The organism is Pseudovibrio sp. SCP20, from assembly GCF_057774105.1.
The window spans coordinates 569376-594905 of sequence record NZ_JBYMDH010000001.1 but is presented as its reverse complement, the minus strand read 5'-3'; the positions used below and the strand labels follow the sequence as shown (position 1 = coordinate 594905).

The window sequence follows — 25530 nt, the reverse complement described above, 5'->3', positions numbered from 1 at the left end:
TCCTCAGGTCAGCGGTGTGAAGGTGAGCTCACCGGCAGATTCCAGCGAGATCTCGAAGGTGACTTCGGAGCGATAATCGCCGGAATACTCCAGTGCGGAGAGATGGAATGGGCCTTCCAGAGTGCCGAAACTGGGCAGAATAAGCTGCCAGTTCCGCAGCTCTCCAGCGAAGAAGGCGGTGCGGACTTTTTCTGCCGAGGCTTTGTCTCGAAACAACCCGCTGCCAGAGAGTGACGCATGACGGGTGGAAGCACCTGCCAGAAGCTCCCGCCAACGGCCTGTGCTTTCCGCATCGGTGATATCGATAGGGTTTGCGTTGAGTGCGAGGCGCTGCGAGCGCAGGCCCGCCACGCTTTCAAAGGTGCCTGTGCCTGCTGTGTCCAGTTTCAACAGCAGGTCTTTTCCGGCCTGTGCGACCATCTGATTTCCTTTCGGATGTTGGCTTTAATCGGAGTGCTGCAGCAGGACGGAGAACTTGATGCGTCCGTACCAAGTGCGGCCATCGCTCAAGTGGCGGCAGCTGGTTTCGGTCATGGTCAGGCCTGCGGCTTCGGTGCCCGCTGCTGGTGTGACACCCGTTTCCAGCAACTCATTGAAGATCTGCAGGATTTCCTGAGTCTGGGCACGGTCCGGATGGCGGGAGTAGATGCCGATGGAACCGTTGAGCCTGCCGCCCTCTTCCAGGTGGCCTGTCAGTAGTTGTGTGGTGACAGCCTCTAACGTTGCATAGGGCAACGTTGCGCCTCGTGGCACGCCGTCGAACACGCGTAGAGGGTCACCCAGATAAGGTTTGAGCGATGCTTTGGCGTGGATGGCCTGAAACAGGGCTTTTCGGAACTCAAGCTCCCCCATCATCGCCCTCCTCCTGCTCGCAGAGGATCTGCATGAAGGCATCTTGCTCTGAGTTTGGAAGGATCGCTTTGACCCTCAGGCTCTGCCCATCTCGCTCGATGCACCAGCCCTCCGCCACATCAGTGCGGCGGCGGAAGGTGATGGTGAGCGGATAAGAGCTGGCGGTGCGGCCTGCTGTTGTGGCCTCTGAGCCGGTGGAACCCTCCACCTGCCCCCAGACCATGGCGACTTGCTGATAGCTTCGGGTGACGGAGCCGTCTGTGCCATGGGTGGTTTCAGGACGGAGCAACAGCAAGGGTTCGTTGAGTGTACCTGCCGCTCTCATATTCTGAGGACCTTGTAGGGAGACAGAGCAGCCTCGAAACCGTGGGGCATGAGGCCTGTGAGGCGGGTTTCTTCCAGCATGGAGCGGCGCTCATACCAGAAGCCAACCAGCATCAGAATGGCGGTTTGCAGGCCTGCGGGAACAGAGGTTGCTGCAGAGCCGTAGCCTGCTTTGAAGTCGATCTCGATGCCGTTGAGATCTCGAAGTGGCCCGACCGCCCCCGCCTTGAAGCGCAGCCGAGCTGGGTTACCGGCCAGGTCCACCTGATAGTCTGAGGCGGGCACCTGATGTTGGTTGCCTTCCTTATCATAGGCGTAGACCTGCAATATTTGCGCGACCGGTGCGACAGGCAGGCGGATCAGGCGGTCTGGTGGCAAGTCATCCAGCAGCAGCCGCCATTCCTGTTCTATGAGAGCCCGCCGTGTGAGTGTTTCCACCTGTTCCCGCGCGGCTTTGATCAGGCGTCCGATCAGATCATCCTCGTGGGTATAAGACACCCTGAGCTGCGCATGCGCCTGGGCGAGCGAAACCGGCTCCAGAGCCGGTGGCACTGTGAGTATAGCCGTCACGGCGGCCCCTCCTCTTTTGTATTAGAAGCTGTTTAAGCGCTGAAGTTCAGCAGTTTGTAGGCATCGAAGTCCATGATGCCGCCGCCGACGCGTTTGGTGATGTAAAACAGCACGTTCGGCTTGCTGGTGTACGGGTCGCGCAGAACGGAGATGCCGACGCGATCCACCACCATGTAGCCGCGATGGAAGTCACCAAAAGCGATGGCGTAAGGGTCAGAGCCAGCCGTCATATCTGGCATGTGTTCTGCCTCTGTGACTGGAAACCCCATGAGGCTTGGGTCTGCACCGGCAGATGCAGGTGGCTGCCAGAGGTAATTGCCCTGTCCGTCTTTCAGCTTGCGGATGGCGGCCTGCGTTCTGCGGTTGAAGAGGAAACGAGCGTTGCGGCGGATGGCGGTTTTGACGCCATAGATCAGCGAGATCAGCAAGTCTCCACCATTGGAAGAGGGAAACGCGCCTGCCTCACCGGTTTTGATGGACCCGATCGAAAGGCCTGTATCATCCAATGAGCCATGGATGGTGCCTTTGAGCAGGCCTTGCGGCTGGCTGGTGCCATTGCCGTTGATGAAGGCGCCAGACTCTTTTTCGGCAAAGACCGTTTCCACCTCTTCCGCCAGAATTTCGCCGATGTTGACGGCGGCATCATCCAGCAAGGTCTGGGTAACAGCAGGAAGGGCCGACAGCTCGAAGATCTTCACTTCCCGCATCTCAAACTTCATAGCGTTGGTTGGCGTGCTGCGGGCATCGGTTTCGCCTTCCCAGTCAGCATCCGGATTGGCGGAGACGATGGGGCGGCGATAGGAGGAGCCGGAGATTTTGCGGTTGGACGCGATTGAGCGGATGGGCGACAGCGCTGTTATGCGGCGCAGGATGTCTGTTTCCAGCTGCTCCGGCACCAGATACCCGCCATCAGCGGCTGTGCCAGAGGACATGGCTTTCTGTTCCAGCGTTTTCAGGCGGCTTTCCTGCCCCTCGCGCATATAGGTTTCAAAGGCGGACTTGTGTTCCACTTCTGCCGTTGGACTATTACCGGCATCCGGCGCAGATCGCGGCAGGCGCTGGGATTTGAGCTGAAGTTCGTTGAGATGGCGCAGCTGGCCATCGATGATCTCGTCCAGTCGGGCCAGTTTTTCATCCAGCAGGACGTCTGTGCCAGACTTCTGCTCTAACTCGGCCAGACGCATATCATTTGTCTGGGTGTACTCAGAATAGGCATGATTGAGCTGATCGAAGCTGTCAGAACGCTCCATAGCAGAAGCGAAATGGCCGGTTGCCGAGCCTGAAATTATGGGCTCAGCTGATTTTCCTGCAGCTTCTCTGGCGAAGTCTTTGGTTTCCAATGCTGGATTGCATGTGTTTTTCATAGGATTATTTTCCTTGAATTAGACAATAAAAAACTGTAGTGCCAAACGGACACCACAGCTCGTCGGTTCAGAACAAAAGGATCGTCAGGAGACGACGGTCAGCCGGGCAGATGGCAGCAGAGGGAACGTGACCAGCGAGATCTCCCAGAGATCGACTGCGAGCACATCCCGTCTGCCGGTTTTGATGTTGCGCTGGGCGCGGCGGGTTTTGAAGCCAATGGACAGCCCATCCAGAATACCTGCCTGCACCATGGCGATGGCTTGCCGCCCTTGCGCGATACCAGGATAGAGCAGTCCTTTGACAAAGAGGCCGCTGCTGTCTTCCTGAATGTGCAGCCACTTGCCGATGGGGTGCGCCGGGTCATGCTGCCAGAGCATTTTCACATCCGAGAGCTTTTGTTTTTGCAAGGTGGTGTGAAATGCACCTTTGCGCATAACATCCCCGCCCTGATCGCTCAGCTCAAACCGACTGGCATAACCCTCAATGGCGATGGGGTGATCTGTGTTCAAATTGCTTGCCTCCTTTAGTGCACTATCAGTTGTTGTTTTTGTTGGTCCTGTTGATGCCGTCTGCCTTCGCCGCACGACGCTCTGCCAGTACACCGGCAAGGGCCTGCGTGAAGGTGGCGAAGGTTTGTGCTGCCGATTCTGTACGCCGCTCGGTGAGCTGTTGTTTTCGCTCCTCCGGTGCTGCGGCGGCTTTGTGTTTTTGAGTCAAGAGCCCTCCTCAAACCATTTATGTCAGCTCAACATTTTCTGTGCGTATGATTCAGACATCCATGCGCAGCAGTTGATTGAGTTTTTCCAGTTCGCACATAAACTCTTCAAAGCGACGGTTGAACCGGATGACCTGTTTCAGTGCCCATAAAAGCATGGAGGTGGACGTGCCTGCCCAGGCGCCGAGCACCACATGGGCTAGATCTCCTTTTGCGGCGAGCGCTGTCATCAACTCACCCATCCGCGCCCTCCGCGCCGTAACCCACGGCCATGCGCTTTTCATCGCGGCTGAGGAAATCAGCAGTGGTGATACGATCCCACAGGGCTTTGCGTTCCTGTGCCAACGCTTCAACGGCATCCAGATCCAACTCCAGAGTGATCTGCTCGCCGTAAGCACCGGAAAGCCAGTTGGAGAGTTCTGAGAGAACCCGAGCGGCCAGAGGCACCACAGTCAGCCGCCAGAAAGCCCGGTTGGCCTCCTGATAGTTGGCGTAGGTGTTGTCTCCCGGAATGCCGAGCAACATGGGTGGCACGCCGAAAGCCAGCGCGATTTCGCGGGCAGCAACATTCTTCAGCTCGATGAAGTCCATGTCCTTTGGTGACATGCCCATCTGCTTCCAATCCAGCCCGCCTTCCAGCAGCATGGGACGGCCTGCATTGCGGGCACCCTGATAGGAGTTTTCCAACTCTTCCTTGAGGCGGTGGAACTGATCGTCCGTCATGTTCATGGCATCACCTGCACCATAGACCAGCGCGCCTGTTGGGCACGCCGCATTGTCCAGCAGGGATTTATTCCAGTCTCCGGCGGCATTATGGATATCCAGCGCAACCTGCGCCGCTTCGATGGGGGCAAAGCCATAGTGATCGTTGAGTGGGTTGAAGAGCTTGATGTGCAGAACGGGCTCGATCTTATCGCCCGCCCCCTTGCGCAGTTCCACTTTGCGACCGGCCACCTGATACTCATAGGCTTCCACCCAGCCCGCATCATCCACCAGCACTTTCATGCGATCAGGCCTTAGCGCGTGCAGCTCTCGTGGTTCGCCTTCCAGCGATACAGCCTCCACATAGGCATTGCCGGAGACCAGCAGGAAGCCGTAGAGCTCCTCCAGGAACGAGCGCCGCGTTTGTGTGGGGGTGGGCTGGTTCAGCAGGTCCATCAAAGGGTGCGTTTCCAGCTCTGCATCGCCGACCTTGATGGTCAGGGAGATGTTTGCTGCACTTTCTGAAATGAGGCGGACACATCTGTAGGCGATAGTATTTCGTAAATATCCTTGATTTATAAGTGATTCATAGTTGCGCGGGGTCCAGACGGCCCCTTCACCAAAGCGCATCAAAGCCACGGATTTTGCCCGGGAGGCTTTCTGCTCCATTGCTGGTGAAAAAACTGATTCAAGAAGTCTGCGTAACCCCATGAGATCAGAGTCCTTTTTGCTCTAACTTAATGTTTTGATTCAAGTAATCAGATTGCTTAAGCACCTGACTGTTCAGCCTGTCTTGAGAAATTGCTTTAGCTTTTCGTCTCGTGGATCTCTGTCCCGAAAATCGGCGCCCGCATTTCAGCAGCACGCGCGAGATTAATCCTCACAAACAGATTCAAGTTTGCGAGCTAACCTTTGATGCTGTTGATGTTTTTAAAGATTGCGCAGGCGTGGTTTGCCTGTAGGGCGGCGGTTCAATTCCGTGATCGCCCAGACCAGCGCATCGAGCCTGTCCGGTGATTTCCCGTTGCTCAACCCACCAGCCCCAAAGTCTGCGAGTTCATCTTCCAGTTCCGGAAACATGCCGCAGTGGTGGACGCGGCCCTGCTCATACAGCAGCGCAACCGGTTCCGCTCTGCGGCGTTTGCTTCTTGTGGCGTGGGCGGATTTGACGGGCACGCTGGCATCCACGCCTTCGATCACCTCGCGTACCATTTCCCCGCCCTGATTGACCTCTGCCAGAAGGCAGTCCGCCTCCAGTTCATGATAGAGCCGGATGGCCTGGTCGGCCCACGCAGCGGGGCGCAGGCCCTGGGCGGTTCTGTCTCGCAGGACGAACAACTCAGCTGCTTCCGTTATGCCGGCCGCGATGATGCCACAGGCATCTGCCGACTTGCCTGATGTGGCGGGCGGGTCGATAGCAACGACGATGCGCTTTAGCTCGGGCACATGGCGTACGCGGTTCATCTCGAACCATTTGCGGGCGAACAAGGCGTCTTCGCGATCTTCGATCAGTTCACCATCCAGCTCCTGCCTGCCGAGCCGAGTTCCACCGTAGCGCTCTGCCATTTGCTGCAGGAAGGCTTCGGCCAGAAAGGCGGCGTTGGTCTTGGTGCTCGCTTTTGTCACAACTACTCGCTGATCCTGCAGCAGCATTTTCAGCAGCGGGGTAGACTTGGGCGTTGTGGTCACCAGTTGTTGTGGCTGCATGCCAAGGCGCAGGCCGAACTGGAGCATGTCGAACGTCTCCGTTGCATTGCTCCATTTACCCGCTTCATCACACCAGGCCGCATCAAACTGCGGACCACGTAGAGCCTCCGGATCCTCAGAGGAGAAGGCCCTTGCGATTGCCCCATTGGGCCACTCCAGACGACGGCGCGATGGGTTCCACTGAGGCTTTTGGTTGGGTGTATGCACGGCGAGCAGACCGGAAACACCTTCGATCATCACCTCCCGCACATCTGCATAGGTTTGCCCCACAAGTGCGATGTTGCCAGCAGGCGGACCTGCCCATGCCTCTCCCGCTGCTTTGCCTCGCACCCACTCTGCCCCGGCTCTGGTTTTGCCTGCGCCGCGCCCTCCCATGAGTAGCCATGTAGCCCAGTGGCCTTCTGGCGGGCGTTGGTGGGCGTGGGCAAAGACCTGCCAGTTATATTGAAGAAAGCTCAGTTCATCTTTGCTTAGCGAGGCGATGAACTCATGAAGTTTGCCCTGCGCCACACAAGCTTGCAATGCGCTGCGAAAGCTGTTGTCGCATCTGGTCATCACTCACCTCTTCTGTGTTGTCCGCACCATGGGCCTCTTGCAGATCAATCAGCATATCCAGCGTTTTGGCGAGGCTGGTGATTGCCTTTGCGGTGGCATCCATCTCACCCGCTGCGGATTGCGGATCACCGCTGAGCTTTTTCAGTTTGGCTTCCAGTGCGCTCACCTGTTTTTCAAAGGCAGCATAGAGACGGGCGATCAGGCGTTTGCGCTCTTCAGTTCCTGAGCTGGCCAGTTGCTGGGCCAGCTCCCACTTGCGTAGCCAACCTTCCCGTCTGATCTTGGTGGTGATGGTGCTGCTTGGCAGGCCGGTCTTGCGGGCGATGTCAGCGATGGAAATCGCCTCCTCTTCCACCATGCGGCGGACCACCTGCCAGACCTCCAGAGGCACGCGCAGCCGCGCTGACTGTTCTTCATCCTCTTGGGGCTCCTGTTCGTTGGCCATCTCCCCTCCTATAAAAGTCAGGCACAAAAAAAGCCGCCCGTTGAAACAAGGAGCAGCTGGTCAGAACTTTAAAATGTCGTGCGATCAGAAAGCTTAGGAAGCCTCCTCGGCATCACTCACACTTTCTCTAGCATGCCAAAACACTATCAAAACAGCGGTGCGCTGTCAAGATTATATTCCTAAGATAAGCCACCCAAAGAGGCATGGACACTTATCCCCGTTTCACGTTAGGATCGAATTTGTTCAACTTTGAATAAAGAAAGCTGTAAGGCTTTGATGGGACACTTAAAAAAGCGCAGAGCAATGTGGCCCTGCGTTGGCTTTACAGTTTTTGAATTTCGACTTATTCCCGCTTCCCCCCCTGTGGAGAAGTAATTGAAAATAAACGTATTTTGCAGGATCAGTCTCTGGTATATTCCTCATCAGGCCAGTCGACGAGATAATTTTCGAACTCTTCTGGCTCCATTCCATCTTCGCTGATGGTTTTGTCTTTTACGGAGATTCCGGCGTCATGCACGCTCTGCGGATCTTTGGAGACAAGCGGATGCCACCAGTACAGGTCCCTGCCCTCACGGATTAGACGATACGCGCATGTTGGCGGTAACCATTTCAAAGTTCTTACAGTTTCCGGCGAAAGCTGAACGCAGTCGGGCACGGTGTCGAAGCGCCGTTCATAGTTTTTGCACCTACATGTGGTTCCATCAAGCAGAGTGCACGCGACGTTTGTCCAGTAGATTGCGCCAGTGTCCCAATCTTCCAGCTTGTTCAAGCAGCAGCGTCCACATCCATCACAGAGGCTTTCCCACTCTTCATGGGTCATCTCATCAAGGGTTTTGGTCTGCCAGAAAGGGCGGTGACTCTCAGAGTTTACGGATACCATTTATGTCGTTCTCATTGCAAAATTCCGATGGGAATATCGCGAGTAGGTCTTTTTGAAGCGTCTTCTTTTCCGAAATTTCGGAAATACGCTGCGCTTAGTTCTTCGGTTTGGTTCATTGTCCCCCTTGCGTATTCAGGGGTGTGACCGGTACTACGGGTAATCAGTTTGGAAGAGAACTCTGATAACAGCGAAAAGCAGAATGTCACGGAAAATTCTGCTGAAAAGGTGAAAAAAAAGGGTAAGGAGCGCTCTTTTACCCTTCAGGATCTATCCCAGCGCATGCTTGCAACCGATGCCTGGCTGGATTCTGCTTTGTGGCACACCTCCCAGTTTCTGGGTGTTTTCTTTCGCGAGTACTCCGCTTTCATGCGCCGCTTTTCGCTGCGCGGGCCTGCCAAATACATTGCCGGCCTTGCTTCTGAGGGCCTGACCTACTGCGCCTTTGGTTTCCTCATTGTACTCACCTTCGCTCAACCGGCCTTCAAGGCAACCGAGCGCTCTGACTGGAGAACCACCTCCGATTTCTCCGTGAGCTTTTTTGATCGGTTCGGAAACCCGCTCGGCAAACGCGGCATCTTGCTGAACGATAAAATTCCGCTGGACGAAATTCCCGACCACGTGATCCAGGCCACCCTTGCTACCGAGGACAGACGGTTTTTTGATCACTTGGGAATTGACTTCGTTGGTACCTTCCGAGCCATGGTTGCCAACGTGAAAGCCCGCTCTGTTGTGCAGGGTGGATCGTCAATTACACAGCAACTCGCAAAAAACCTGTTCCTTTCAAACGAACGCACATTACAACGCAAAATCAAAGAGGCTTATCTCGCCCTGTGGCTTGAGATGAACCTGACGAAGCGAGAAATCCTCAAACTTTATCTGGACCGCGCTTACATGGGCGCGGGGACATTTGGTGTGGCAGCGGCCTCCGAATTTTATTTCGGCAAGGACGTGCGCGAGATTTCTCTGGCAGAAGCTGCAATGCTTGCAGGGCTTTACAAGGCACCGTCCAAATACGCTCCGCATAAAAACCTACCATCTGCCCGTGCCCGTGCCAATGAGGTGCTGACGAATATCGTGCAGGCTGGCTTCATGACCGAGGGACAGGTTATCGGCGCTCGCCGCAACCCGGCAGAACCTGTTGACCGGACAAAGAGCCAGGCACCGGACCATTTTCTCGACTGGGCGTTTGAAGAGGTGAAAGACCTTGCTGCACAGTACCCAGAGCTCAGTAATGACAGGGTTATTTCCGTTCGCACCACTCTTGACCCGGGCTTCCAGCGCGAAGCAGTCAGCCAGATCGAGAGCATTTTGCGCCAATACAGCGATCGTTACGGCGTAGAAGAAGCGGCACTGGCAGCTATCACCACTGAAGGTGCTGTTCGCGCCATGGTGGGTGGTCGTGATTATGATGAAAGCCAGTTCAACCGTGCAACAGATGCACTGCGCCAGCCGGGCTCCTCATTCAAGCCGTTCGTTTACATGGCTGCGTTCCTGAATGGCTATGAAAGCGAGAGTGTTGTCCCCGATCGTCCAATCAGTATTGGCGGCTGGAGTCCACGCAATTATACCCGCGGTTACGCTGGTCCAGTGACGCTGAAAACGGCGCTGACCAAGTCAATCAACACCATTCCAGTTCGTCTGGCACAGGCCATCGGACGCGATAAAATCGCGACTACTGCCTACATGATGGGCATCAACAGCGAGTTGAAAATCACCCGTGCGATGCCGCTTGGTGTTTCTGAAGTGACGGTTCTGGACATGGCGAGCTCTTATGCTTCCTTCGGTGCAGGCGGGAAGAAGGTTGACCCATACGCTGTGTTGGAGCTACGCAATTCCAAGGGTGAGTTGCTTTACAACCATGACCGCGATGCAGGCCCCGCGCTTAGAATTCTGCCATTTGAGAAGGTGGCCATGATGAATGATGTGCTGGTCAACGTGGTGGAGCGCGGCACAGGTCGCCGTGCACAGCTGGAGGGGATTACGGCAGCGGGTAAGACCGGTACCACGCAGGCTTACCGTGATGCGTGGTTTGTGGGGTACACGGGCAATCTGGCCGCCGCTGTCTGGTTTGGCAACGACGACTTCTCCTCCACCCGCCGTATGACCGGTGGTAGCCTTCCGGCCATGACCTGGGGCAACTTTATGAAGTATGCGCACCAGGGGCTGGAGCTGAAAGCTATGCCCGGTGTGGAGCCGCCTGAAGGCAAGGACGTTATTGCCGCCAATGGTCTTAGTGATGTGGAAGTGACCGGCCCGCCAGAGCTGCTCAACAGAACCTCACAGCAGGTTCTGGAAGCGCTGGGTGAACGGCTGCGGACGCTTCCATTCAATAGCATTTCTCAGTCAAACGTGCAGGCTCAGCTGGGGTCTGGCGCTCAGGCGGATGTGACTTATACCCGATGACACACACCCCTCACATGCCTTTGGTGGCGGTTCCTGAACCGGAAACCACCCAGATTTATGATGCTGAAACCTCCTGGCAAAAGCCTTGGCCTCACATTTCGCCATTGCTTTACAAAGCACCGTTTTTCTCGTTTGGGCCGTTTTTATTCTCGATCCTCATCGCACTGGTTGTGGGGATAGGCAGCGCGTATCTTTCTCTAAACCGTGGCTCTCCGTTCAGCGCGTTGGAGAGCGGTGTATGGGTTGCTCATCCGCATGCGGGCACGGTGGACAGCGATCCTTACAGTACGGCGATCTTTGCGCGGACCGGTCGTGTTCCGCTTGGTAGTGGTGAAGGCATTGCGTTTTACGCCGCTTTTGATGACAGCGGTCGAGCGCTAGACCCGCAGTGTAATTACAGAATTGTCGGCAGAGTGCCTGCCACGCGGCTCTGGACCATCACCGCGCTGAACAATGCTCTGGAGCTGCTTGCGACAGATGCGGGGCGTGCATCCCTGCACAGTCATGGCATCCTGACGGATCATACCGGTGCGTTTGCTATTCAGGTTTCTCCTGAGGCACGTCCGGGCAACTGGTTGCCGACGGGGGGGAGTAACGGACTGGTGTTTGCCATGCGGCTCTACGATATCCCCTATACAACGGGTGCCGGATTGAGCGCTCCTGTGATGCCTGCTGTTGAACTGGTGAGCTGCAAATGAATGACCTCCTGAAAAAACTGCAGGACCTTTACATCTCCCCACGCTGGATTTTGTGGGGCTTTGGTGGGTTGCTGGTTGCGGGGATAATCCATGTTGCGATTGTTCTGAGCGTGCCCGCTTACGTTCCTCATTCACCTTACGAACGCGTCGGTGATTTTGGCGCAGATCGCAGCTTCCAGATGTTGCCGCCAATCCTGCCGCGCAGTGAGCCGCTGCCGGATCTTGATCCATCTATGCGCCATGCGATCTGCCGTTACTCCCTTGAAAATGGCCCGTTGATCATCCGGACCTACGCCCCCTCTCCGTTCTGGTCTCTTGGCCTGTTCAACGAAAAGGGACAGGTAACCTACAGCCTAAACGACAAGACCTCTGAGGGCGAGGCTGTGCGCATGCTGGTGCTGACACCGCAACAGCTCTCTATCCTGCGTGAGAACCCGCCTGAGGATCTTGAGGAGATGATTGTGGTTGAAACGAATGAGCTGAAGGGTTTTGCGCTGTTCCGCGTGTTTGTGCCATCCAACGCGTATTCGCCCCAGATCTCAGAGGCATTGCGCTCTGCGACCTGTTCAGACTTGCCGAGAGTTTAACCGCGAGGTTATTTCTGCGGTGCGGCTCGTTCCAGTCCCCAGCCGGAGAAGATGCGGGATGGACGCTCGACCTTCTCCTGCTTTCTTTTGACTTCCGCGTAGCATTTGGACGGCAGTTCTTCGTAAGTACGGCGGAGCTGCTCGTAGCCTTTGCTGGCGTCCCAGATCTGCTGAGCTGACGGGGTTTCCACTTCCAGCGCGTTGATGGCGATCTGGTAGGCTTGCAGGCGTCGTCCGGTGGCGCGCAGAACCCAGTCCACGAATGACTTATTCTCGCGTACCCGCGCTTTTACGCCCGTTGTAAACTCTGGATTGACGTCCTGCTGGCGGTTCAGAGCTTCCAGACGTTCATGGTCGCTGACAAGAACCTGCCGCGCGATCTGGCAGAACGGTAGCAGCAGCTTTTGATCGGACTTCATGTCATCGATCAAGCGGGTATAACGTGTTTCACTGGAGCGGTATTTATCTGAACGCAGGTAGACGTAATAGTTAGCCGGATTGACTGCAGCATACGGATCATTCAGAAACCCTTGCCGCTGCAATTGCGCTTTATTGGCTCCGATCCAATCCTCTGAGGCCGGTGGTACCACGAGTGTCCAACCACGGTCCCGCAGCTCTTTTTCCTGATCGGTCAGATTGAGGTTGGAGACGTCCTGCTTTTGGGAGTAGCGGTAGAGCATCCCCAAATCTTCAGCAACACGATCATGCAGGATGTTGGGTTTGGCCCGGCCAAAATCGCCAGTAGGTTTGGCACATGCGCCCAGCAGCAGGCTGGTTGAGGACAGAACCAGAAGAGTGGTTGCCAGGGCACGTTTGGGGCGCATTGGTGTTGCATAGCGAACAGCATCACGAATTAGATATGCAAAGTTATCCCCCTTGCCCATCAATTCTGTTTTCCCAATTTCGCCCATGACTCATTTCCCACTGCCAACAGCAATGGAGATACAGGCAAAAAACGTGAGACGCTAGTCCCTCTCGTATTCCGAGTGCTCTTCAACAACACGAATAGTGCCCACCCGCTTGCGGCAGGCCAGTCCGGACGGCATCTGATAGACACCGGGAAAGATATGGATCTGAGCAGATGAAGCCTGTCGGTCATAAGCGCGGCGTATCTGCAAAGGCTGCCTTCGCGAGCGCTCGGTGACTAGATCATGAAGTGTACCCATCGTTTGTCCTCTGGCACATTTACCGGTCAATCTCTTGGTTCTTCCAGCCTCCAGTTAAGCGGAGTTTCAGTTAATGAGCTGTAAAGCATTTGCCCCTAAATTTAGCTAGTAATTCTGTTCGATGTCATATACGCCGCCCCGTATTTCTGGCGGAAGCGAAAAACATCGATGAATCAATTGTTTTGCGTATACAGGTCCCTTCACTCATGGAAGACAGGTCTCAACTCTTAATTGCAGCAACAGAGGCTTTTGCTCAAACCGGCCATTCTCATGCAAGCTCTCATATGTATGAAGAGTTAGCGCTGCAGCACCTGTCATCGGTCTCTGCGGCCAGTCGATTGAAGGTAGCGCACCTGTTGTGCCCGATCTCTCATGCTCCGGAGGCCGTGATGAAAGCACTTGCAAATGACCATGACCAGATGATCGGAGAGTACGTTGCTCTCAATTCCAAGCACAAAGTTACTCCTCTGCACCCTGCAGCACCTGCAGATGAAGCTCAGGATGATCTGGTAGACCTCTTTCTGGAAAGGGCACCGATTTCCTCCTTCGCGGATCTGAAAGAGAGCCTGACAGATCCTGACGCTTCAGCAGACGCTCTTGAGCCCCTCTCAGAAGAAGAATGCTTTGAGTTGTGTCTGCGCGGTTTGAAGTACGGGCACACCAGCATGGTTGGCCAACTTGCCCATGCTTGCCGGCTCACACCGGATCAGGTGCACCAGTGCTGTACGCATACGAACCCTGACGGATTTATAGTTATGCTCGTCGGCCTTGGGTTTTCTTCCCGTATGCTGGATCAGCTGCTTGTGCGTTTTTGGGGAACACTCGTTGACACTGATCGCATGAGAGATCTGCAGAAAGCCGCCATTGGCGTGAACAAGAGGCTTGCACGACAGCTGATCAGCAGTTGGAGTGGAGCCGTTGGTCAGCCGCGCTATCACAGCATCTTCGAAGCAACTGAGACGGTTGTTCGCGAGCTTAAAGCGCAAGGCACATCCTTGACGCGGCCTTCCCATTATCATGCTGAGCTTGCAACGCTAAAAGCCTGAGAACAGATCCTCAGGCCCCGGCTCTTTTGGCAGCGACAGGAAGCTGCGCGCTTCCTTATCTTCCACTTCAACGACCCAGAAGTCAGGATCCATACGTTCTTCGCGTGTGAGCTTTGCTTCAATATCCTCTCGGGATGCCTTCTCCATCAGGCATTCAAACTCCCGATCCAAAGGCTTTTCTTCCTCAAAGAAAGATTGTGGCGCAGGGCCGTAGATGTCATATGTGGAATCCAAGCGATCGACAATGATAAAGATGGCCCCAGCTTCCTGCGCCCCTTTGCGGCGAATACCAGCGAACGCACCTTCTGCAAAACAACGGCGCGTGTAGGCTGCGACCCAGAACTCAGAGGTTACTCGCATCAGATTGTCTTTCTTCTTGAAACTGCGGCTTAAATCCGCGTGCCACTGACTGCGGCGAGCTTGGAGAACAAGGCTTCACTCATCTGGCCATCCACTTTCAACGCATTATCACGCTGAAAAGCGGCGATTGCGGAGGAGGTCTGTCCGCCAGGAATACCGTCAATCGTGAGCGGACCATATCCTAAGTCAGCCAGAGTTTGCTGAAGCTTCTTGATGCGCTCTGTCATCACATCGGTCTGGCCTGACACTTGAGTCAGATTAGAGCCGCCTTGCGTTAATGCCTGGATCTGCTCGGGACTTGCACGCGGAATAGGGATTTCAGCACCTTCAGCAGCGGACAAATTGGGTGACGGCGTGAAGGCATCGAAGTCCATGGTTAGCCGGGCCAGCAGAGCTTCCGTTACTTGACCGGTTTCGCTCATGGCGCGTTGTCTTTGGTAGGCACGCACGGCGCGTTCTGTCGCCGGACCGAACTGACCATCCAGACTACCGGGATACACACCGAGACGACGGAGTTCTTTTTGAACTTCAGCCACAAGCTCCTGTTGCTTCAACCTTTGCGTCGCTCTGACCAGCTCTGAACTGTCCAGCTGACTTTCGGAGACGCGCGTTGCCATGATTGGAGACGGATGCTTGGTGTCTTGCAGGAAGGCAGCATTGACTGCAATAAGTGATGCCATACCAACAAACGCCATTAGGACAAGTGTCGATAGCTTGCTCATGCCTGCCGACTTTTTCGAGGCAGCATTTGCGACGGCAGCATGGTCAACTTCGCCATTCTCATAAAAAACGCCGTCTTCATCGTAGTGCACGTGCATCTGGTACTCACCATCTGGCTGAGCTTGTGCTGCACCCGCAGGAACCGCAGCTTTTCTCGCTTTTTTGCCGTTTGGCTTTCGCCCCACCATTAAGCACTACCTCTTTCAACGCTTTTTTGTGTCACCCGAGTTGTCAGCAACTACCAATTCTAGCTGGTGTATTCCTGAGGAGTTAGAGATATCGCCCTCCTCTTTACAAGTCCACTTTGAATAGGCCGCTGCCCACCGAGAACCATCATAAAACCTTGGGTTAAATTAGGCTGAGTTTCGGTTTTCCAGTCCTTCTGTTCCTATCAAGTTTTGCTTAAAGAAACGCTTATTAGCCGCGCAAGTTGAATTTCAAATGACATATCCCGCTGTCTTTGGTTGAACTAAATTGCCCCAGCGGGAAATTTTATTTACTGCCTGTTAATTATATCTCAGCTTCCCCGAAGTCTGTGTAGACGAGAAATACGCATAAAACTCAGCAGGTTCTCAATTTAAATAAAATTTGATTTAATTTTATCGAGAACAATATATGTTATATTTGAGAGTAAACCCTATGGTTTCAATAAGTTAAGCGACTATGTAAAAGTTGCCGGCCTTTTCGGCGTGATTGAAACCTTTGGGCGAAGCCAATGTTCTTTTTGCTTAGAACTACATTTTGGATTGGACTTGTTCTCCTTCTGCTCCCTATCGGGACCGGAAGTGACGAGGATGCGCCTTCCATCGGGATCGTTCAGGTCTACCTAGCTGCGCAGTCTACTGTGCAGGATCTAGGCGGCTTTTGTGATCGCAACCCGAACGCTTGTGAGATGGGAAGTTCAGTCATCACCCTCGTTGGATTGAAAGCCAAGGAGGCAGCTCGGCTGACCTATAACTATCTCAGCGACAGTGATGCTGAAGGACTGCAGCCAACTCAATATGCAGCCCTGCCTTCCGCTCAGGACGCCATTGAAGCGATTCCGTTTGATGAAGTTGCTGCTGGTCAGCTTCTGCCAAGCCTGAACAGTGCTGCAGATGAGCCTGTCCACTCTGGTGCGCTCACCTCTGAGGATCTTGATATTCCCTGGCAGCTGAGCCAAGGACAGGCAGGCAATGCAACACCACAGCTAAATACTGAAGAGCAAAGTTTATTTGCAGGCAGTCAGCCAACTTATGCGACACCTGCACATGCGGTGCCACTACCGAGGCCAAATCCGCTTTATTACGGTCGGAATTAGAGATTCCTGCCATTTTCTTGAGAAAATTGAGGCCCATACTCTGGTTTGGAGTGTGGGCTGTTTTATATTTTGAATCTAATCGTATTGCCCAAGAGAGACTGGCGCGGTAGAAACCCCTGCAAAACCCTGAGTGAAAGAATAGTACTATGACCACTGCGATTGCTGAGATTCTAGAAGGCTTTGAATTCCTCGAAGACTGGGAAGACCGCTATCGCTATGTCATCGAACTTGGCCGTGAACTTGAGCCATTGAGCGATGATGAACGCAGTGAGGAAAACCGCGTTCATGGTTGTGTCTCTCAGGTGTGGCTTTCCAAGCGCATTCAGGAAGACGGAGATAACGGCCCGATCCTGTTTTACAAAGGCGATAGCGATGCGCATATCGTGCGTGGTTTGGTTGCCATCGTTCTTGCGCAGTACTCTGGTGTACCCGCCAAAGAGATCCTTGAGACCGACATTGAGAATGTCTTCAGCAAGATCGGCCTCAAAGAGCATCTTACACCACAGCGCTCAAATGGACTGAGCTCCATGGTCCAGCGCATCAAGGATGATGCGTCTGCTGCGCTTGCTCTGAACTGAGAGCTGTCCAACTTACAATTTGTGAGGTTTCAGGACCGACCGCGCGTTGGCGTGAAGAGCCATAGTGCTTAGATAGTCGGTCCAGTGCTAATCCCAGCACCACCTTTGCTGTACGTTGTGGCCATTGCCGTTCGCTTTCGACGTGCTTGAGGGCTTTGAGAAAACAACAAACATCCATGAGAATGCCTGACAGCTCTGGCCCTACCGCAGCCAGTGCTTTCTGGACACGTTCTCTGGCGTCATAAACCCTGTCGCTGACGTCATCGACTTTGCAGGCTGATTTGGGCGCTCGTTCGCTTCGCCAATTGGACTTAACTGTTCCCCAGTACTGAGCATAAGTGAAATCTTCTCTCAGCCGCTCACCAGCCTCATATTGCAGTTCTGTGATGTAGGCCCTCCCCGCTTTGTCCCTTCGGCTTTTAAGCCAGGCGAGAGGGCTATCAGCACATACTGCTTGCACAGGAGCAGGTTGCGTCTCGAGCCCACCATTGCTGAGAGTCTTTTTGAGCCATTGCTTCCCGTGTTTGGTTAGCCTTGGCCCGTCTTCGTGATTGATTACAAGTTTCAGGGCGATTGCATGATTTAGCGTTTTTCTGGCAACGGCCGCCTTTAGTGAGCTTCTATTTGGCCCAGAGAGTCGTCTGCATAGGTTGATCAGCTCTTTCTCAGGGATTTCAGTTTCAGGCTGTGAAGACATCAGACGGGCCTCCAGCGTTTATGGCCGGGTGCATGCGAGCACTGGCAACAGATGCAGAGAGCTGCCCTTCAATTTCAGAGAGAACCGCGTCGAATCTGGGATCTTCGCGCAAATCCTCAACAACCTTGCAGGCGTGGGCTGCTGTTGTTCTGTCCCGGCCAAAGGCTGCTGCAGCCTGAGACAACGTCATGCCCATACAGACATGGAGGATGTACATGGAGACTTGCCGAGCTCTTGCTGCTTTTGCATAACCACGAGATGCGGAATGGAGTTCTTCGGGCTTTAATCCAAATGCGAGCGCGACACGTCCTGTTGCCATCCAGTCCACGGCTGACAAAGGTTTGTTCAGCAGGGCGGAATGAACCGGAGATCCCAAACGCGGACTTCTGGACATTTCGTCTTTCTCCCCCTCAGAAATTCTTGGCATTTAATTACTCCAATGAACTGATTGGTTATCGTCAAAGAACAATTGATTGTTGCCCTAGCGATACTCGGGGGGGATAAGATTGAGACTGAGCGCCCTCAAAACATAAATTTTTCTAAACAACTGGTAAAATCAGGCGGGTTCATCGCACTGCTCAGGCGCAGTAATCGTGCTGCCCAAAACCTTATCAAATTATATTTTTGAATTAACTCTTGAGACTTGCAGGTATTTTGATTTCACAACTGTGGCAAGCGCAGTAAAATTAGAACTTAAGCTCTAGTGTTCAATGAGCCAAATTTACCTTTACGGAAAGCAGCACTCACCAATCCAGGGCGATATACACAATGCGCGCACCCTTAGTGGAATTCATCGATAACAGGGGGATAAAAAATGAAGGAAGGGGAATAAAAAAAACCAGCCCCGAATGAGGCTGGTTTTCGTTCAGGATATTTCCCGAAATTACTTAGCGCGTTTACGCTGCTGGCCGAGACCCATTTTCTTAGCAAGCTCAGAACGAGCTGCTGCGTAATGAGGAGCAACCATTGGGTAGTCAGAAGGAAGACCCCATTTCTCACGATATTCCTCAGGGGTCATATCGTAATGAGTGCGCAGGTGGCGCTTCAGGGATTTAAACTTCTTACCATCTTCAAGGCAGATGATGTAGTCGTTCGTGACAGACTTCTTAACCGGCACAGCTGGCTTCAGTGGCTCTGGCTCAGGCTCAGAAAGATCACCGCTGGTTTTCTGCAGAGCGACGTAAACGTCGTTGATCAGCACAGGCAAATCAGCGGAGGCCACAGTGTTATTACCAACATAGGCTGACACGATATCAGCAGTCAGTTCCATCAAATTGTTATCTGCAGGGATCTCGCTCATCTCAAACCTGTCATCTTGTGGATCTAAATTTCATACGTGTGCTTGTTTACTACTGAACCAATACTTCGACCCGAAGATCAAAGTTAAGATCCATACTTATCACAGTCGAAATTCGACTCTAAACAAGCAAAAACCATAGGGGGCTGTTATAGAGACAGGAAATAAGGATAACAAGTTAAATCCGGTCAAAAAAATCAGATTTACTATGGTTTTTTGTGCATTGTGATTTAGAAGGACCTTACAGACTTCTAACAAACTTGAGAAATTATAGAAGTGAGCTAGATAAACTGCGGGCTCTAATGTACAGACAAAAGAATGTGACTGTACTGTGTAATCGGCTTTTAGAAAGGCGAAGCAGTTGAAACTTCAACTCCTAGTTTTTCGCCTTCCTCATGGTCATTGTCGATTATATTGTATCTTTGCTCAGCACTAAAACGCAAAAAGCTTGGCTGAGGCTGATACATTATTGCGGAGCATCTGGCTCTGCTGTCTTCTTCGTCACACTCAGCTCATCAATTGTGGTCTCTTTACACGGCTTATAGCCAACCACATAAGCTGCCCGCGCGATGAGGTGCGCAGACACTGGTGCTGTGAGCAGGAAGAAGCAGACCGTTGCCACAGCGCGCATGAAGTCATCCCATTGCTGAGAGTATAACCCCAGCGCCAGAACCATCAGGCCTGAGCCAAGCGTACCTGCCTTAGACGCTGCGTGCATGCGCGTATAGACATCCGGCAAACGGTTTATGCCAAGTGCTGCACCTGCTGCAAAGATTGCACCAATGATCAACATGATCCCTGTCAGGATGGAGATAACTGCTGACATCATTCCTGCTCCTCCAGCCTTTCAGAATCTTTGATCTCTTGCATAATGATGAAGTCCTTGGCTTGTCCGCGGTTCAGAATGAAGCGCGCGAAAGCGACAGTTGCCAGGAAGCCAACAAGGCCAAGAGCCAGTGAGATATCGATGTACAGTGTGTAGGTGGACCCTACGCCCACAGTCGCAATCAGGCCGATGGCAACGACGACCAGCAGATCCAGTCCCACGATGCGGTCAGGCAGCGTCGGACCTTTGATAATACGATACACGATCAGCAAAAATGTCAGGCCCAGTATAAAGAGCGCGATGCTCACACAGGCGTACAGAAAGTCTGCTGCAAAAGCTTCAAATCCGCTCATCGAAACGCCTCCAGAATCTGACGTTCAAAACCGTTCTTAATGCCATCAATCGTTTCTTCCGGATCCGGCACATTCAGGCAATGTACAAACAGGACTTTACGATCCTCTGAGACATCAACCGAGAGTGTGCCCGGGGTCAACGTGACCATATTTGCCAGCAGAGTAATCTCAAAGTCCTCTGTGACTGACAGCGGTACAGCAATGATACCCGGATGCAGTTTTATCTTCGGGCGGATGACGATCATCAGTACGCGCCAAGAAGACAGCACCAGTTCCTTAAAGAAGCTGCCGGCGAGAATGACAACCTTACCACCGCGCTGGAAATAATCCCGAAATGCGATCTGCTCCCGGATCAGGAACAGGGCAATGCTTGAGAGCACAAAACCGAAGATCAGGTTGAGCGGTGTAAATGAGCCTGTAACGGCACCCCATGCTGCAGCGAGCAGCAGGTTCATTAGAAAGACCCTGTTGTTCATCGAGAACCTCCAAACACGGAACCGATATAGGCTGTCGGATCAATCAGCGTTTTTGCTCCATAGTCAGCTACAGACATCATGCTTTCCGGAAGTACTCCAATCAGAACAATAAGTGTTGTCAGAAGGATCAACGGTAGCCAGATGCTCCAGGAGATTTCTGAGGCTTCTGCACTGCCTGCGATTGGAAGAGCCTGAATACCGTCAACGGTATGCTCATTTCCTCCCCGCCAGAAAGCGAAGATCCAGAGGCGACCAACGGCGATTGTTGTGAGCAAGCCAGACACTAGGATACCGGCTGCGACCCAGCCGCGATCTGCTTCCAAAGCACCTGCTACGAGCAGCAGTTTTGCCCAGAACCCTGAGAACGGCGGCAGGCCTGCAACAGCCAGCAGAAGGATCAGACCAATAACGGCCCCCAATGGCGTGCGGACATAGAGCCCTCCGATTTCGCGCAGGGAGAACGTACCACTCATCTGGAACATAAATGCGACCAGAAGATACAGCGCAGTCATGATCAGCACGGAGTGCATGGAATAGAAGATCGCACCAGATACAGCGACTTCGTTACCAACTGCGATACCAGCCAGCATAGCGCCGATGCCTGCGATCACGAGGTATGCCATCAAGCGGCGGATATCTGTCTGAGCCAGTGCACCAAGAGAGCCTGTCAGCATGGTTGCGATTGCGACCAGACCGATCAGGGTTGCAAGCCAATCGCGGCCTTCTGGCATCAGGAGCACCATCACTCTGAGCAGTGCGTAAACACCGACCTTTGTGAGAAGGCCAGCGAAGATCGCTGCCACGACCAGACGTGGCGTGTGGTAAGACGCAGGAAGCCAGAAGTTGACCGGGAATGCTGCTGCCTTCATTGCGAATGCAAGGAAGTAGAGAGCTGCAAGGCCAAGAACGGGTCCTGAGCCGTCAAAGGCCTTCAACTTGCCGGCAATGTCCGCCATGTTCAGCGTGCCGACCAGGCCATACAGCAGGCCAGTTGCAGCAAGGAACAATGTGGTGGCGATCAGGTTCAGGACAGCATATTTAACAGCACCGTCGATCTGGACTTTTTCATTGCCGAGGATCTGCATACCGAAAGATGAGATCAGTAGCACTTCAAACCAGACGTAGAGGTTGAAGATATCACCTGTCAGGAATGAACCGGTGACACCACACAGAAGCATCATCAAAAACGGATAGAAACCGTATCGACGCTCACTCTCAGCAATGGAATTCATCGCGAAGACGGCAACACACAGCGTTGCGATAGATGCCGTCAGAGCAAGCAGCGCTCCGAGCGGGTCAGCCGTGAATGCGATGCCAAATGGTGGCAACCAGCTGCCCATGACCATGGTGACAACACCATTGTTAAGGACGTGAGTCAGCAGGCCAATATTCGAGAGAATAACCAGCGAAATGATCGAGATCGCGATCCAGGGCTGGGTCTGAGGTTTCTTGCGGAAGATGATGGAGATCGCACCGCCTGCCATGGTCAGCAGGACTGGTGCAACCAGAAGCCAATCTGCAAGCGGCACCGCCTCGGTCACCATCGCCGCTGTAATATCAACTGTAGTTTTCGTTGCAGCCATCTACTTAGTACCCCAGCGGCGGTTCATTGTGTTCTTTTGGTTCCGCGACGCGCATTTCCAGCAGATCATCTGTTCCAAGTTCCTGATAGGCCCGATACCCGAGGACCAAAAAGAAGGCGAGGAAAGAGAAGGAAATCACGATCGCAGTGAGCACCAATGCCTGAGGCAATGGGTTCGCCGTTGCTTCTACGGGGAGATAGCTATGGACCGGGATGATTGGCGGCACATCTCGTGTCAGTCGACCCGCGGTGAAAATCAACAGGTTCACTGCATTACCGAGAATAGCGATGCCCAGCAGGATTCTGACCAGCTTGCGAGAGAGCAGCAGATAGATTGAGCCTGCAAAGAGTACCCCTACAAGTACAGCAAAAAGCGTTTCCATTAGTCTGCCCTTTCTTCCAGAGAAAGAGCGATAGAGGAGATCGCTCCTACAACAACAAGATACACGCCAATATCAAAGAACAGCGGAGTCGACAGATCGATCACCGTGCCTAGGAATGGCAGTGCCAACCACTGGCTGGTCATGGCTGGCTGACCAAAGAAAATGCTCGGCAGCACAGACAGGACTGCCAGAAACAGGCCAGATGCAGCAATGGACATTGGATGGAACTTCATAGCGCGGCGCACAGCCGACACGCCACAAGCGATACCGTAAATGGCGAATGCGGAAACTGCGATGAGGCCACCGATGAAACCACCGCCAGGCTCGTTATGGCCCCGCAGCAGCACAAAGACGGAGAACAACAGCATCAGTGCTGAAAGGTACGGAGCGACCGTTCTGAATATGAGCGTATTCATTAGCGATTTTTCTCCGTATTCGAGTTTCCATTTGATTTAGGACGAACTCTGATAAGTGCAAGCACCGCAAGGCCAGTTACCATCACAACGGAGATTTCGCCGATGGTATCAAAACCACGGAAATCAACGAGGATGACGTTCACGATGTTGCGACCATGCGCGATCGTGCGGCTATATTGGGTGAAGAACTCAGAGAGTGTCGGATCAAACGGCAGCTGAACAATGGACATGAGAAGCATGCTGATGCCAGCACCGCACAACACAGCAATGCTGATGTCAAAGGCCTTGCCACGGGACGAGCGAGCATCCGTAGGCTTGAGGTTCAGTCGTGTCATGACCAGTGCGAGGATGACTACCGAAAGTGTTTCAACCATGAACTGGGTGAAGGACAAGTCCGGCGCGCCAAACAGCAGATAGATCAACGCAACCGCAAATCCCTGAATACCAAGCAGGACGATCGCAGTTACCCGGTAGCGTGCTGTCAGCACAGCATAGACTCCAATGACGGCTATGGCTGCGATGAACCACTCATAAACGTGGAGACTTCCCAAGCCTTCCAGCTTTGGCCAGTTGCCTGTGAGGATCATTGGCACAAACAACATCAACGCGATCACAGTAAACGTCGCCCGCATATAGGTGACCATGCTGCCGGTCTGAACCATTTGTGTCAGCGTCGTCGCAAAGCGAATGATCGCTTCCAGAACCTGATCGAAGCCTTTGTCTGGTCCCCATCCGATTGTGCGCAAAACATCAGCAACGATGACACGGAGACGATCCATGTACATGAAGATGATGATGCCCAGACCGATGGTTGCTACAGACAGGTACAGCGCAGGAGACAGGTAGGTTGGGAACAGATGCAGTTCTTTATCAAACGGCTGGCCAAGGATTGCTGAGGTCATCGGCGACAAGAGCTGATGACCTACAGAAGCCACAAAGGCACCCGCCACCAAGCCTAGAACAGCCAGAGTGATTGAACCGGCAATCAGCAGAACTGTCCCTTCATGAGCAGCTTTTGGCGTTTTCAACTTGGCACCGAAGAACGGTTTGATGGCAACAGTTGCTGCCAATGCAAACATCATAGCGTTGCCCAGCACGGCGAAGGCTGTCCATAGCCCGCCGTTGGTGGTGTACCAGGTACCGTCGTAGAGAACTTCCTTAGCGACAAAGCCGATGAGTGGAGGCAGTCCAGCCATAGAAAGAGCCGAAAGGACTGCTGCTGTGCCTGTGATCGGCATCGCGGAGAACAGTCCCCCTACTCTGTGCAGGTCTCGTGTACCTGCTTCATGGTCCACCGTACCGACGACCATGAAGAGCGAACCTTTGAAGAGAGAGTGTGCAAACAGGTAGAGAACCGCACCCTGAATAGCGATCTGATCAGACGTGCCGGTCAGCATCACCAGAAGACCAAGAGACGCAACGGTGGTGTAGGCCAATACAAGCTTTAGGTCTGTCTGACGAATACCGAGGATGGTACCAACCAGCAATGTGATACCGCCAAAGATTGGCAGAACTGTCATCCATAGTTCGGTTCCTCCCAGAACCGGATGCATGCGCATCAGCAGGTAAACGCCAGCTTTCACCATGGTCGCGGAGTGCAAGTACGCGGAAACAGGTGTTGGCGCTTCCATTGCGTTTGGAAGCCAGAAATGGAACGGGAACTGCGCAGATTTCGTAAAGGCACCAAGTACGACCAGAATAAAGATCGCAGTGTAGTAAGGGCTTTCGCGCAGTACATCTCCAGAGTTCAGCAGCTCACTCATCTCGAAGCTGCCGCCTTGGTAGCCTGCAAGAATAAGACCTGCCATCAGAGCAAGACCACCGCCGCCAGTCACAACAAGCGCCTGCACAGCAGAGCGGCGCGAGGCACGGCGCAGATGATCAAAGCCAATCAGCAAGAACGACGTTATAGACGTCAGCTCCCAATAGACGAACAGCGTGATGACGTTATCGGCTACGACAACGCCAAGCATAGCGCCCATAAACAGGAACAGGTAGGACAGGAACTGTCCGAGATTTTCATGCCCTTTCAGGTAACCACCAGCGTATAACGTAATGAATGTGCCGATCCCTGAAATCAGAAGCGCAAAAACGACAGACAGGCCATCCAGATAAATCGAGAAGTTTACGTTAAAGGTGGGAACCCATTCCAAGCTTGCCTTGTAGGTTTGCCCTTCAGCAAGACCCGGCACGAATGAGAGAAACTGTAAGAAAGCCAATGCAGGGATAATGGCCAGAAGCCATGTTGCATTGTGTTTCAGAGTCTTTGCCAGAATGGGACTAAGCGCAGCGGCAACAAACGGGCCTAATAACGCCCAGAACGTTGCCTCGACACCGAATAAAGGCATGTAGCACTCCGTGAATTATTTTCGTGGTTGAACCTATAAGACCGAGTCGAATTTGCCAAACACGCTCCCCCGACCACTCCAAAGACATAATCTGCCCACCCATGCGGGGCAAGTTCATCACATTCTAGTTTTGTCAGGTTTCAATAAACTCTAACCTCACCTATTTGTAACTTGCCTTT

The 25530-nt window shown here is 53.4% G+C and carries 32 protein-coding genes; 6 read left to right on the top strand and 26 right to left on the bottom strand.

The genetic code is table 11. The annotated features are described in order from the left end of the window. Window positions 1-3: 3 nt before the first annotated feature. The 12 genes from AC3CB2_RS02790 to AC3CB2_RS02735 form a co-directional block, all read right to left on the bottom strand. A complete protein-coding gene (locus AC3CB2_RS02790) occupies window positions 4-420 on the bottom strand; it encodes a phage major tail protein, TP901-1 family (protein ID WP_352931023.1) in 417 nt (138 codons plus the stop codon). A 24-nt stretch (window positions 421-444) separates the two neighbouring features. Continuing rightward, window positions 445-855 (bottom strand): tail completion protein gp17, encoded by a 411-nt coding sequence (gene gp17, locus AC3CB2_RS02785; protein ID WP_352931025.1) that lies wholly within the window; start codon window positions 853-855, stop codon window positions 445-447. After that, on the bottom strand, window positions 839-1177 hold the full coding sequence (locus AC3CB2_RS02780; RefSeq protein WP_352931027.1) for a phage head closure protein: 339 nt from the start codon (window positions 1175-1177) through the stop codon (window positions 839-841). The genes gp17 and AC3CB2_RS02780 overlap by 17 nt, the downstream gene beginning before the upstream one ends. Beyond that, window positions 1174-1746 (bottom strand): head-tail connector protein, encoded by a 573-nt coding sequence (locus tag AC3CB2_RS02775; RefSeq protein WP_352931029.1) that lies wholly within the window; start codon window positions 1744-1746, stop codon window positions 1174-1176. Before AC3CB2_RS02775 ends, AC3CB2_RS02780 begins: the two co-directional genes overlap by 4 nt. Window positions 1747-1778: 32 nt before the next feature. Beyond that, window positions 1779-3110: a phage major capsid protein gene (locus AC3CB2_RS02770; RefSeq protein ID WP_352931031.1), complete on the bottom strand. Its 1332-nt coding sequence runs from the start codon at window positions 3108-3110 to the stop codon at window positions 1779-1781. 84 nt (window positions 3111-3194) lie between these two features. Beyond that, window positions 3195-3620, bottom strand: a complete 426-nt coding sequence (locus AC3CB2_RS02765) for an HK97 family phage prohead protease (protein ID WP_352931033.1) — start codon at window positions 3618-3620, stop codon at window positions 3195-3197. 25 nt (window positions 3621-3645) lie between these two features. Then, window positions 3646-3828 carry a hypothetical protein gene (locus AC3CB2_RS02760; RefSeq protein ID WP_352931035.1) on the bottom strand — a complete coding sequence of 61 codons (183 nt, stop codon included), beginning with the start codon at window positions 3826-3828 and terminating at the stop codon, window positions 3646-3648. A gap of 51 nt (window positions 3829-3879) precedes the next feature. After that, window positions 3880-4068, bottom strand: coding sequence for a hypothetical protein (locus AC3CB2_RS02755; RefSeq protein WP_352931036.1), 189 nt, complete (start codon window positions 4066-4068; stop codon window positions 3880-3882). After that, the gene (locus tag AC3CB2_RS02750) at window positions 4061-5239 is read right to left on the bottom strand and encodes a phage portal protein (protein ID WP_352931038.1); all 1179 of its coding nucleotides are present in this window, start codon (window positions 5237-5239) and stop codon (window positions 4061-4063) included. Before AC3CB2_RS02750 ends, AC3CB2_RS02755 begins: the two co-directional genes overlap by 8 nt. Before the next feature lie 219 nt (window positions 5240-5458). Continuing rightward, complete coding sequence (locus AC3CB2_RS02745; protein WP_352931761.1) at window positions 5459-6745, bottom strand: DNA-packaging protein; 1287 nt, start codon at window positions 6743-6745, stop codon at window positions 5459-5461. Continuing rightward, the gene (locus AC3CB2_RS02740; protein WP_352931040.1) at window positions 6723-7235 is read right to left on the bottom strand and encodes a hypothetical protein; all 513 of its coding nucleotides are present in this window, start codon (window positions 7233-7235) and stop codon (window positions 6723-6725) included. Before AC3CB2_RS02740 ends, AC3CB2_RS02745 begins: the two co-directional genes overlap by 23 nt. 400 nt (window positions 7236-7635) lie before the next feature. After that, entirely contained in the window at window positions 7636-8115 is a 480-nt protein-coding gene (locus AC3CB2_RS02735) for a YcgN family cysteine cluster protein (protein WP_008549935.1), read from the bottom strand. Window positions 8116-8280: 165 nt separating this feature from the next. On the opposite strand from AC3CB2_RS02735, the gene AC3CB2_RS02730 reads away from it, so the two are divergent. The 3 genes from AC3CB2_RS02730 to AC3CB2_RS02720 are packed head-to-tail and all read left to right on the top strand — an operon-like array spanning window position 8281 to window position 11803. After that, a complete protein-coding gene (locus tag AC3CB2_RS02730; protein WP_352931041.1) occupies window positions 8281-10518 on the top strand; it encodes a transglycosylase domain-containing protein in 2238 nt (745 codons plus the stop codon). Next, window positions 10515-11216 carry a DUF1214 domain-containing protein gene (locus AC3CB2_RS02725; RefSeq protein ID WP_352931043.1) on the top strand — a complete coding sequence of 234 codons (702 nt, stop codon included), beginning with the start codon at window positions 10515-10517 and terminating at the stop codon, window positions 11214-11216. The genes AC3CB2_RS02730 and AC3CB2_RS02725 overlap by 4 nt, the downstream gene beginning before the upstream one ends. Further along, the gene (locus AC3CB2_RS02720; protein WP_352931045.1) at window positions 11213-11803 is read left to right on the top strand and encodes a DUF1254 domain-containing protein; all 591 of its coding nucleotides are present in this window, start codon (window positions 11213-11215) and stop codon (window positions 11801-11803) included. The genes AC3CB2_RS02725 and AC3CB2_RS02720 overlap by 4 nt, the downstream gene beginning before the upstream one ends. An 8-nt stretch (window positions 11804-11811) precedes the next feature. Here the strand turns inward: AC3CB2_RS02720 and AC3CB2_RS02715 are convergent, their stop codons facing one another. Beyond that, window positions 11812-12714 (bottom strand): hypothetical protein, encoded by a 903-nt coding sequence (locus tag AC3CB2_RS02715; RefSeq protein WP_352931047.1) that lies wholly within the window; start codon window positions 12712-12714, stop codon window positions 11812-11814. 54 nt (window positions 12715-12768) lie between these two features. Then, window positions 12769-12969 carry a hypothetical protein gene (locus AC3CB2_RS02710; RefSeq protein ID WP_128647346.1) on the bottom strand — a complete coding sequence of 67 codons (201 nt, stop codon included), beginning with the start codon at window positions 12967-12969 and terminating at the stop codon, window positions 12769-12771. 389 nt (window positions 12970-13358) lie between these two features. Here AC3CB2_RS02710 and AC3CB2_RS02705 point away from each other — a divergent pair, with 389 nt between their 5' ends. Next, window positions 13359-14015, top strand: coding sequence for a hypothetical protein (locus tag AC3CB2_RS02705; protein ID WP_352931049.1), 657 nt, complete (start codon window positions 13359-13361; stop codon window positions 14013-14015). Here AC3CB2_RS02705 and AC3CB2_RS02700 read toward each other — a convergent pair. Beyond that, window positions 14004-14375 carry a DUF1491 family protein gene (locus tag AC3CB2_RS02700; RefSeq protein WP_352931051.1) on the bottom strand — a complete coding sequence of 124 codons (372 nt, stop codon included), beginning with the start codon at window positions 14373-14375 and terminating at the stop codon, window positions 14004-14006. The two genes, AC3CB2_RS02705 and AC3CB2_RS02700, sit on opposite strands and share 12 nt — an antisense overlap. A 29-nt stretch (window positions 14376-14404) precedes the next feature. Beyond that, window positions 14405-15283 carry a peptidoglycan-binding domain-containing protein gene (locus AC3CB2_RS02695; RefSeq protein WP_352931053.1) on the bottom strand — a complete coding sequence of 293 codons (879 nt, stop codon included), beginning with the start codon at window positions 15281-15283 and terminating at the stop codon, window positions 14405-14407. Window positions 15284-15810: 527 nt separating this feature from the next. On the opposite strand from AC3CB2_RS02695, the gene AC3CB2_RS02690 reads away from it, so the two are divergent. Then, the gene (locus AC3CB2_RS02690) at window positions 15811-16395 is read left to right on the top strand and encodes a DUF5330 domain-containing protein (RefSeq protein WP_352931055.1); all 585 of its coding nucleotides are present in this window, start codon (window positions 15811-15813) and stop codon (window positions 16393-16395) included. A 146-nt stretch (window positions 16396-16541) separates the two neighbouring features. After that, entirely contained in the window at window positions 16542-16973 is a 432-nt protein-coding gene (locus AC3CB2_RS02685) for a SufE family protein (protein ID WP_014285099.1), read from the top strand. Here AC3CB2_RS02685 and AC3CB2_RS02680 read toward each other — a convergent pair. From AC3CB2_RS02680 to AC3CB2_RS02635, 10 genes are all read right to left on the bottom strand, one after another. Continuing rightward, window positions 16936-17670, bottom strand: a complete 735-nt coding sequence (locus AC3CB2_RS02680) for a DUF6456 domain-containing protein (RefSeq protein ID WP_352931057.1) — start codon at window positions 17668-17670, stop codon at window positions 16936-16938. The two genes, AC3CB2_RS02685 and AC3CB2_RS02680, sit on opposite strands and share 38 nt — an antisense overlap. Next, window positions 17654-18097, bottom strand: a complete 444-nt coding sequence (locus AC3CB2_RS02675; protein WP_014285098.1) for a helix-turn-helix domain-containing protein — start codon at window positions 18095-18097, stop codon at window positions 17654-17656. Before AC3CB2_RS02675 ends, AC3CB2_RS02680 begins: the two co-directional genes overlap by 17 nt. A gap of 456 nt (window positions 18098-18553) precedes the next feature. Further along, the gene (locus AC3CB2_RS02670) at window positions 18554-18970 is read right to left on the bottom strand and encodes a Ros/MucR family transcriptional regulator (RefSeq protein ID WP_008549808.1); all 417 of its coding nucleotides are present in this window, start codon (window positions 18968-18970) and stop codon (window positions 18554-18556) included. 463 nt (window positions 18971-19433) lie between these two features. Beyond that, entirely contained in the window at window positions 19434-19796 is a 363-nt protein-coding gene (gene mnhG / locus AC3CB2_RS02665) for a monovalent cation/H(+) antiporter subunit G (RefSeq protein WP_014285097.1), read from the bottom strand. Next, complete coding sequence (locus AC3CB2_RS02660; protein ID WP_008549505.1) at window positions 19793-20146, bottom strand: cation:proton antiporter; 354 nt, start codon at window positions 20144-20146, stop codon at window positions 19793-19795. The genes mnhG and AC3CB2_RS02660 overlap by 4 nt, the downstream gene beginning before the upstream one ends. After that, the gene (locus tag AC3CB2_RS02655) at window positions 20143-20622 is read right to left on the bottom strand and encodes a Na+/H+ antiporter subunit E (protein WP_014285096.1); all 480 of its coding nucleotides are present in this window, start codon (window positions 20620-20622) and stop codon (window positions 20143-20145) included. The genes AC3CB2_RS02660 and AC3CB2_RS02655 overlap by 4 nt, the downstream gene beginning before the upstream one ends. Then, window positions 20619-22205, bottom strand: a complete 1587-nt coding sequence (locus AC3CB2_RS02650) for a Na+/H+ antiporter subunit D (protein ID WP_352931061.1) — start codon at window positions 22203-22205, stop codon at window positions 20619-20621. The genes AC3CB2_RS02655 and AC3CB2_RS02650 overlap by 4 nt, the downstream gene beginning before the upstream one ends. A 4-nt stretch (window positions 22206-22209) precedes the next feature. Continuing rightward, window positions 22210-22587, bottom strand: coding sequence for a Na+/H+ antiporter subunit C (locus tag AC3CB2_RS02645; RefSeq protein ID WP_008549842.1), 378 nt, complete (start codon window positions 22585-22587; stop codon window positions 22210-22212). Next, window positions 22587-23003: a Na+/H+ antiporter subunit B gene (locus tag AC3CB2_RS02640; protein ID WP_008549641.1), complete on the bottom strand. Its 417-nt coding sequence runs from the start codon at window positions 23001-23003 to the stop codon at window positions 22587-22589. Before AC3CB2_RS02640 ends, AC3CB2_RS02645 begins: the two co-directional genes overlap by 1 nt. After that, on the bottom strand, window positions 23003-25351 hold the full coding sequence (locus AC3CB2_RS02635) for a putative monovalent cation/H+ antiporter subunit A (protein ID WP_352931063.1): 2349 nt from the start codon (window positions 25349-25351) through the stop codon (window positions 23003-23005). Before AC3CB2_RS02635 ends, AC3CB2_RS02640 begins: the two co-directional genes overlap by 1 nt. Between the last annotated feature and the right edge of the window lie 179 nt (window positions 25352-25530).